The following is an 8,537-nucleotide window of genomic DNA, read 5'->3' as shown; positions in this document are numbered from 1 at the left end:
AATTGAAAGAACTATGCGCCTGACGCTACTTTCTACGTTCCTGTTTTGTATGCAGTTATCCGCTAAGGTATATTCCCAGAAGGATATAAAGCTATCGATGGATGTGAAGGATGTGCGGCTCTCCAGGGCCCTGGATAAGATACAGGATGTTACCGGGTGCCGTTTTTTCTATAATGCTAAAGATGTGCCGCTGAACAGGCTGGTATCTGTAAAAACAAACGGCAGCCAGGAACTTACCGATGTGCTCAGCAACCTCCTGTCATCCCTGAACCTGAATTACCGTCTTTTATCCGATAATGTGATCGCCATCACAGTTTCCCGGAACATGCCCTTTTCCCTGGTAGAAGGTATTGTTACCGATAGTAAAGGCACGCCGCTTCCCGGTGTGTCCATCAAAGTGAAAGGAGCCAATACCGGCGCTGCCACCGACGCTTTCGGACATTACAAACTGGACGCTCCGGCAGATGCCGTGCTGGTGATCTCCTATATCGGATTTCAAAGCCAGGAATTAGCCGTGAATGGAAAAAGCACGTTGAACATTACACTCCGGGAAGAAGCCAAAGGGCTGGGAGAAGTGATCGTAGTGGGATATGGTACGCAGAAAAAAGTATCCACTACCGCAGCTATCTCTACACTGAAAGGTGATGATATTGCCAGGGCGCCGGTAGCGAATATAAACAACGCCATTGCCGGGCGCGTATCCGGCGTGCTGGCCTTCCAGGGCAGCGGTGAGCCGGGCGTGGATGCAGCGGTAATAAGAGTGAGAGGCATCGGTACCACCGGTGGTAATAACGGACCGCTTACCATTGTGGATGGTGTGCCAAGAACCTATTCACAGATCAACCCTGCAGAAATAGAAAGCGTAACAGTGCTGAAAGATGCCGCCGCTATTGCCCCCTATGGCCTGGCCGGCGCCAACGGCGTATTGCTCATTACTACCAAAAGAGGAAAGGCCGGTAAAGTAGATATGAACTTTAATACCTGGTACGGTTTTCAGCAGCCTACCCAATACCCGCATTACCTGGATAGCTACGGGTTTGCCACAGCCCTGAATGCCGCCAATAAAAATGCCGGTTTGCCTGCGGCCTACAGCGATGAGCAGTTGCAGAAATATAAAGATCATTCCGATCCAGATCATTATCCGGACCACGACTGGATGCGCGAAGTAATTGACTTTGCAGCGCCCATGAATAACCAGAGCCTGTCGCTTTCCGGTGGTTCCGATAAGGTACGCTTCTTCAGTTCTCTCGGCCATTTATACCAGCAGGGTTCTGTGGATGCCATCAATTATTCCCGTTACAACATCGCCTCCAACGTGGATGTAAATGCCACTTCCTCCACCATTGTATCGCTGGATATTAAAGCGAGCCTGGAAGCCACCAAAAATCCGGGCTCACAAAGCGGTACCGGCATTTATACTTCCGTTACCAAGAACCCGCCTTTACTGAACCAGCAGCTGCAGTTCTCCAACGGGTTGCCCGGCAACGGCCTGCTGCCTTCTATTTACGGGAGCGGGTATAACAGGGTGAAAAGGAATATTTTCTTCTCCCAGTTATCCATCGAACAAAAAATTCCCGCTATTCCCGGCCTTTCATTCAAAGCAACCGGCGCTTATGATAAAAGTGACAGTACCCTGAAGAACTGGCAGCTTCCCTATAACATTTACGCCCTTGATGCCAATAATAACTTTGTGCCTACAAAAGCCGGGGTAGTTGCTCCCAGCCTGAGCCAGGGTTATGTGCAGATAGTGAACTATACGTTGCGGGGGTATATAAACTATAACAATACCTTTGGTAAACATGCCATTACCGCATTGGCAGTAGCCGAATTACGGCAGGGCGAAAACAACCAGTTCGGCGCCTCCCGCCTTAATTACCAGGTGAACCTGGATGAGCTGTCGCTGGGCAGTTCCAATAAATCAGACCTGGACAACTGGGGCTCTTCCGGTTCTTATAAGCAACTGGGTTTTGTGTACCGGTTAGGGTATACTTTTAACCAGAAATATATGGCGGAGTTTTCAGGTCGTTATGATGGGCATTATTACTTTGCACCGGGCAAACGTTTCGCTTTCTTCCCCGCTGTTTCACTCGGCTGGCGTTTGTCGGAAGAAAGTTTTATCAAGGATAACTACAAATGGATTGATAACTTAAAACTCCGGGGTTCTTACGGAAAGTCCGGTAACCTGGCGGGAGCGCCTTTTCAGTACCTGAGCAGCTACGGTTTAACCAGCAGTTACGGTTTTGGCGGTACGCAATTTTCACAGGTACAGGGTGTGTTTGAAAGGAATGAACCTAATCCTAATATCACGTGGGAAACAGCGAAGAAAGGAGACATCGGCCTGGAAGGAAGTTTCTGGAGAGGTAAGCTGAACTTTGAACTGGACTTCTTTAAAGAACGCCGTTCAGATATGCTGGTGGCGCCCAATGCGGTAGTGCCGGTGGAATATGGCATCGGTATCTCGCAGATCAATGCGGGGATCATGGATAACAAGGGCTTCGACTTCTCCGTAAATACAGCGCATACGTTTAAGAACGGCATTTCATTAAACGCAGGGCTTAATCTTTCTTACGCCAAAAACAAACTGGTACAAACCTTTGAAAATGCGTCTACCCTCAACGATCCTAACCGCCGGCGCACCGGCCGCCCGCTGGATACGCAGTTTGGTTTGAAAGCTATCGGCTTGTTCCAGTCGCAGGAAGAAATAGATGCAGCGCCTAAGCAAACCTTTGGCCCCGTGCAGCCCGGCGATATCCGTTACGCGGATATTAACGGCGATAAAAAAATTGATGCCAACGATGAAACCGTGATTGGTGATCCTGCGTTTCCGCAGATCATTTACGGTATTACCACCAACGTAAGCTGGAAAGGAATCGACATCAGCATGTTATGGCAAGGCGCCGCCAAAAGCAGTTTCCAGCTCACCAACGAAGCCTCCCTGCCATTCTTTAACGGTGCAAAAATATTCCGTGAACAATTGGATTACTGGACACCGGATAACCGCGATGCACGCTATCCCCTGATCATGCCGGCGCCTACTAGCAACAGCCAGCAGGTATCTTCGTTCTGGGAAAGGAATGGCGCTTACCTGCGACTGAAAACACTGGAGCTGGGATATACCCTTCCTGCCGGCATCATGAGCCACCTGCGCATTCATTCTATCCGTATTTACGGCGCCGCGCAAAACCTGCTCACTTTCTCGGCAGAAAGCTACCTGGATCCTGAAATCGGTGTAAGCAGCGCCAGCAAACGCGCCAGGTATTATTTCCAGCAAAAGGTGTTCTCCTTCGGGTTAAATGCCAATTTCTAATTACATCATCAATTGAACATTATGAAAGCACGTATCATATATATTGCGGCTGCCACATTTTTATTTACGGCGTGTGACAGTAAGCTGGATATTGAACCCACCGACCAGCTCACCGATGTGACCGTATGGCAAACGCCCGCCAATGCCAACCTGTTCCTGAACGATATTTACAATAGCCTGAATCCTGGTCCGCAATCAACGGTATTCACCAATGTGCCTTCAGAGATCAGCAACGATCCGCTGGATAATTTCTCCGATAACAGTATCAGCGGGCCACTGGCGGGCATTCCATCTTACGTGAATTTTGCCCCGGGCGCTTACGGTCCTTCTACGCCGGTGTTTACGCCGCACTGGAAAAATATGTATGCCAATATCCGTAAGTGTAATGTGTTCATCGAAAATGTGGGTAAATCGGATTTTGATGATAACACCAAAAAGGGCATGCTGGCCCAGGCCAGGTTCCTTCGCGCATATTACTACAAGTCCCTCATGGATCTTTACGGAGGCGTGCCTTTGATCACTATCCCGCTGAACCGCACGGAACAGGGAGATGATATTTTTTACGCACGCAATACTTACGAAGAATGTGTGGCTTTTATTCAGAAAGAATGTGAAGAAGCTGCTGCGGATCTGCCGCTGAAAATAGCCGCCAAAGATGCCGGTCGCGCCAGTAAAGGCGCTGCCTGGGCATTGGAAGGCGAGCAGCTGTTATACGCTGGTAAATGGAAAGATGCCGCCGCGGTGAACGGGAAGATCATGAATGCCGGGGCAGGCTATGACCTTTATCCCGACTACGGGCAACTGTTCCTCCCTGCCAATGAAAACAACCAGGAAGTGATCTTCGATGTACAGTATGCCGCCAACGTAAAAGGCGAGATCAAAGAAAAATACTGGAATCCCGTGAAAGTGTCTGATGGTGGGGGTTGGGGCGCCGTGAATCCCACACAGGACCTGGTAGATGATTATGAGTTCCTGGATGGAAAAACGGAGGCGGAAGGTTCTGCGCAATTTGATCCCCAACATCCTTATGAGAACCGGGATAAACGTTTTGCCGCCTCCATCATTTACGACGGCGCCGCCTGGAAAAGCGGTATTATCTATACCCGTTTGGGTGTGGCTAACAATCCCAATGAGCTGGACGAGGCCGGGGCAGGTGGTAAAGGCCGTACAGGTTATTTTTTGAAGAAGATGGTAGACCCGGCCATTGTTCCCGGGGTAAGCAGTGGCGCCAATGCTATCATCTGGCGTTATGCAGAAGTGTTGCTGAACTATGCAGAAGCGCAGAATGAAGATGCAGGTCCGGATGCCACCGTATACGACGCCATGAATAAAGTGCGTGCAAGGGCCGGCCTGCCTGCATTACCGGCTAATCTTACGCAGGCGCAGATGCGCGCGCGTATCCGCCGGGAACGCCGCGTGGAGCTGGCTTTTGAAGGCAAACGCCTGTTTGACCTGTGGCGCTGGAAAATAGCCGGCGAAGTGTTCAGCAAACCGCTGCGTGCCATGAAGATCACGGGTACCGGCGATCATCTTACTTATCAAAAAATCAATGCCGGCGGCGGTAAAATTACCTTCGATGCATCGAAGAATTACCTGATGCCGATACCACAAACTGTAATAGCACAAAATCCTAAGATAGTACAGAACCCGAACTACTAAAAAATTACCCTTTATGAAAAAACCCAACATTGCCCTGTTAGTCATGGGGCTGGTAACGCTGCATGCCGTTACTTCCTGTAAAAAACTCCAACAGCTGGATGCCATTAATGGTAAACGCAGTGAAACTGCGAATACTACCGGCGCCATGCTGCCCTACAACTGGAAAAATGTAGCCATTGGCGGTGGCGGTTATGTAACCGGTATCGCTATTCACCCCACACAATCGAACCGCATGTACATCCGCACCGATGTAGGCGGCGCCTATAAGTGGGATAACCAGGTGTTCACCTGGGTGCCCATGCTGGAAAGCCTGAGCACACATGTAGACGGTATGGCCCTTGATGCCAATGCGCCCGACCGCGTGTACCTGGCACTGAACGATGGTATTTACCGCTCCGAAAATACCGGGCAGTCGTGGTCTAAAGTAATGACCGCTACGTATAACGGTAACGGTGATATGCGTTGGACCGGTGAATGCATTGCCGTAGATCCGCTCACCAGTACTACCGTTTATGCCGGTACGCGTTCCGATGGCTTATACCGCAGCACCAATACCGGCGGCGCATGGACCAAAATTGCCAGTGTGCCTAATGGCGGCGCCAATGGGGTGCGTTCCGTGGTAATTGATCCGGCAACAACGGTTAGCGGGCGCTCTGCTACGGTGTATGCAGGCATTCCCGGTACGGGCATTTATCGCAGTACCGATGGCGGCGCTACTTTTGCTGCAATGACAGGCGCGCCTGTTTCTCCCAACCGTATGCAGGTATCCAACGGCAAACTGTATGTATCGCATTCCACCGGTGTAACCGTTTGGAATGGCAGCACCTGGAAGGATATCACCCCTTCCGGCGGTGCAGGCAAGAATTACTGCGGTATTTCCATTGAAGCGTCCGATCCGCTGAAGATAGCGGTATGCCAGCGTTACAGCAGCTTCAACAATCCTATGTACCGTTCTTCCGATGGCGGTACTACCTGGCAGCAGATGAATACGGCGGCGTTGCCTATCACCAAAACACTGGAAGCCGCCTGGTGGCCCGGCGGCTGGTTCTCCAGCGCTACGGCTGCATTGGTGTTTGATCCGCTCCATCATGGCGACCTGTATTATACCGACTGGTTTGGCATCTGGTATACTTCCGATGCATGGGCCGCCGGTTCGGTAGCATGGAGCACCCGTATCAAAGGCGATGAAGAAACGGTGGTATTAACGCTGGCAGCGCCTCCGGGCGGTGCATCGCTGTACTCCGGCGTAGCGGATGTTTTTGGTTTCCGTCATACCGATGTGAACAGCTACCCTTCCAGGTTGTACAATATCAATGAAGGTTTCAGTATTGCTTTCTGCGAAACACAACCTGCCAATATTGCTATCCTGGGCGCTACCGGCAATGATGGTACCGGTACTATACTCGCTACTTCCGCCAACAGCGGCGGCGCCTGGACCACCCGCACTTTACCCGGTGGCGTAAAGCTGGGCCGTATTGCCATTTCCGCTACAGATCCCAACAAGATGGTGTATGTAGCCGGCGGATCAACCGGAGCGGTGTACTACAGCAGCAATGGCGGTGCCTCATGGAGCGCGGCTTCCGGTGCACCTGCCGGTTCCGTGAATGCAGCGGATGTATGGAGCAAGGATTTTGCGCTGGCGGCAGATGGCGCCGATGGCAATCGCTTCTATATCTACAAATCGGGCTACCTGTATGCCACTGCAAACGGCGGCGCCACCTGGACGCAGATGAACGCTACGGCCATTCCCAACAAAAACTCCTACCTGTTTGTGGCTGCACGTCCTGGTGTTAGCGGCGAAGTATGGGTAAGCCTGGATGCGAACGGTTTATACCGCACTACTAACGGCGGCACTACCTTCAGTAAGGTGGCAGCTTTAACTACTTCTACCGCATTTGCCTTTGGCGCGCCGCCCAGTGGTTCTTCCACGCCGGCGGTATACAGTTATGGCACCCTTTCGGGAGCAAAAGGGCTGTACCGCTCTACCGACCTTGGTGTTAACTGGGACCGTATCGATAACGGCACACAGCTGTTCCCCGCAGGCGTAAAAGCGCTGGCAGGCGACAGGCAGGTATTTGGCCGCATCTATGTTGGTACCGGCGGTCGTGGCGTTTTATTTGGTCAACCTTAATGAAACAAATGAAAGTACATACAATCTTATCCATCACAGGCGCCGGGCTGCTATTGCTTGCCGCCTTTGGGTTCAGGCAGGCTTCCGTAAAAAGAAGCCTGCCTGGAAAACCCAACATCGTGCTGATCATGGCAGATGATATGGGTTACGGGGATCTTGGCTGCTATGGGCAGCAGATGATACAAACCCCGCATATCGATTCAATGGCGGGGAATGGCATGCGGTTTACCCGCTACTATGCAGGCAATACAGTATGCGCCCCTTCCCGTGAATCGTTTCTAACGGGTATGCATACCGGGCATACCTATATCCGTGGCAACTTCCTGACGGATGAACAGGAAGATCCCGCCATGCCATCAGAAAAAGTAACCATCGCCGAGCTGCTGAAAAAAGCAGGTTACCGCACAGGCCTTATCGGCAAATGGGGCCTGGGTGGCGAAAACCACGGCCCGGATACACAGGGCTTTGATTATTCCTACGGCTATCTCGACCAGATCCAGGCGCATAATTATTACCCGCCTTTCCTGTATGAGAATGGTAAAAAAGTAATGCTGCCGCAGAATGCAAACGGTAAAAAAGGCGCTTACAGTCACCAGCTGTTTGTAGAAAAAACACTGGCATTCCTGGACACCGCAAAGGGTAACCCCTTTTTCCTCTACCTGCCTTATACCATCCCGCACGGGCAGCATGTGATACCGGACAACTCCGCCTATGCGGGCAAAGGATGGCCGGAGGAGTTCACCAACTATGCAGCCATGATCTCCCTGCTGGACCAGGATGTGGCTCGCATCATCAGCGCACTGAAGGCAAAAGGACTGGAGGAAAATACCCTTATCCTGTTTGTGAGCGATAACGGCGCTAACCCGGGCTTTGCAAAGTTCTTTAAAAGCAATGGCCCTTTACGCGGATTTAAAACCAACCTGTACGAGGGCGGTATCCGTGAACCTTTTATCGCATACTGGCCGGGCAGGATCAAAGCCGGGCAGGTATCAGATCATGTTACCGCGGGTTGGGATCTGCTGCCTACTATTTGCCAGGTGGCCGGTATCAAAGCACCCGCGGGAATAGACGGTGTATCTGTCTACCCAAGTCTTTTTCATACAGGTAAACAAACAGCTCATCCATATCTCTACTGGGAATATTATACTTACAACTATAACTGGAATAAACCAGGTAAGGGCAGTGAACAACCCCGCAACTGGCTGGAGAGCCGGGCGCTGCGCTTTGACCACTGGAAAGCAGTGGTCAGAAGCACGCCTGCCGATAGGGAAGGAGCTGTAGAACTGTATGACCTGGCAGCAGATCCTGCCGAATCGACCGACCTCGCAACCCGGCATCCAGAGCTGGTAAAACGGGTAAGGGAGATGCTGGCAACTGCCACCACACCTGATGCACCATTTTTTCCATATAAACATTAATAAACGTTTTTTAATTTAACAC

Annotated in this window: 4 protein-coding genes; all 4 read left to right on the top strand. The window is 51.2% G+C overall.

Features of this window, described 5'->3' with window-relative positions; genetic code table 11:
* On the top strand, positions 1-3,307 hold a 3,307-nt coding region (locus VN105_RS07555), incomplete at its 5' end, for a TonB-dependent receptor (protein WP_325639488.1).
* Between the two features lie 21 nt (positions 3,308-3,328).
* Positions 3,329-4,966 carry a RagB/SusD family nutrient uptake outer membrane protein gene (locus VN105_RS07550; protein ID WP_325639487.1) on the top strand — a complete coding sequence of 546 codons (1,638 nt, stop codon included), beginning with the start codon at positions 3,329-3,331 and terminating at the stop codon, positions 4,964-4,966.
* A gap of 13 nt (positions 4,967-4,979) precedes the next feature.
* Complete coding sequence (locus tag VN105_RS07545; protein ID WP_325639485.1) at positions 4,980-7,097, top strand: hypothetical protein; 2,118 nt, start codon at positions 4,980-4,982, stop codon at positions 7,095-7,097.
* A gap of 8 nt (positions 7,098-7,105) precedes the next feature.
* On the top strand, positions 7,106-8,515 hold the full coding sequence (locus tag VN105_RS07540) for an arylsulfatase (protein WP_325639483.1): 1,410 nt from the start codon (positions 7,106-7,108) through the stop codon (positions 8,513-8,515).
* The last annotated feature ends 22 nt before the right edge of the window (positions 8,516-8,537 follow it).

The sequence above is a fragment of the Chitinophaga sp. genome, assembly GCF_035564935.1.
Classification (GTDB): domain Bacteria; phylum Bacteroidota; class Bacteroidia; order Chitinophagales; family Chitinophagaceae; genus Chitinophaga.
This window is presented reverse-complemented; position numbering and strand designations above follow the sequence as displayed.

What these genes read in the sequence shown, in the direction of transcription:
- VN105_RS07545 (WP_325639485.1), top strand. Translation starts at nt 4,980, where the DNA reads ATGAAAAAACCCAACATTGCCCTGTTAGTCATGGGGCTGGTAACGCTG.
- VN105_RS07540 (WP_325639483.1), top strand. Translation starts at nt 7,106, where the DNA reads ATGAAAGTACATACAATCTTATCCATCACAGGCGCCGGGCTGCTATTG.
- VN105_RS07550 (WP_325639487.1), top strand. Translation starts at nt 3,329, where the DNA reads ATGAAAGCACGTATCATATATATTGCGGCTGCCACATTTTTATTTACG.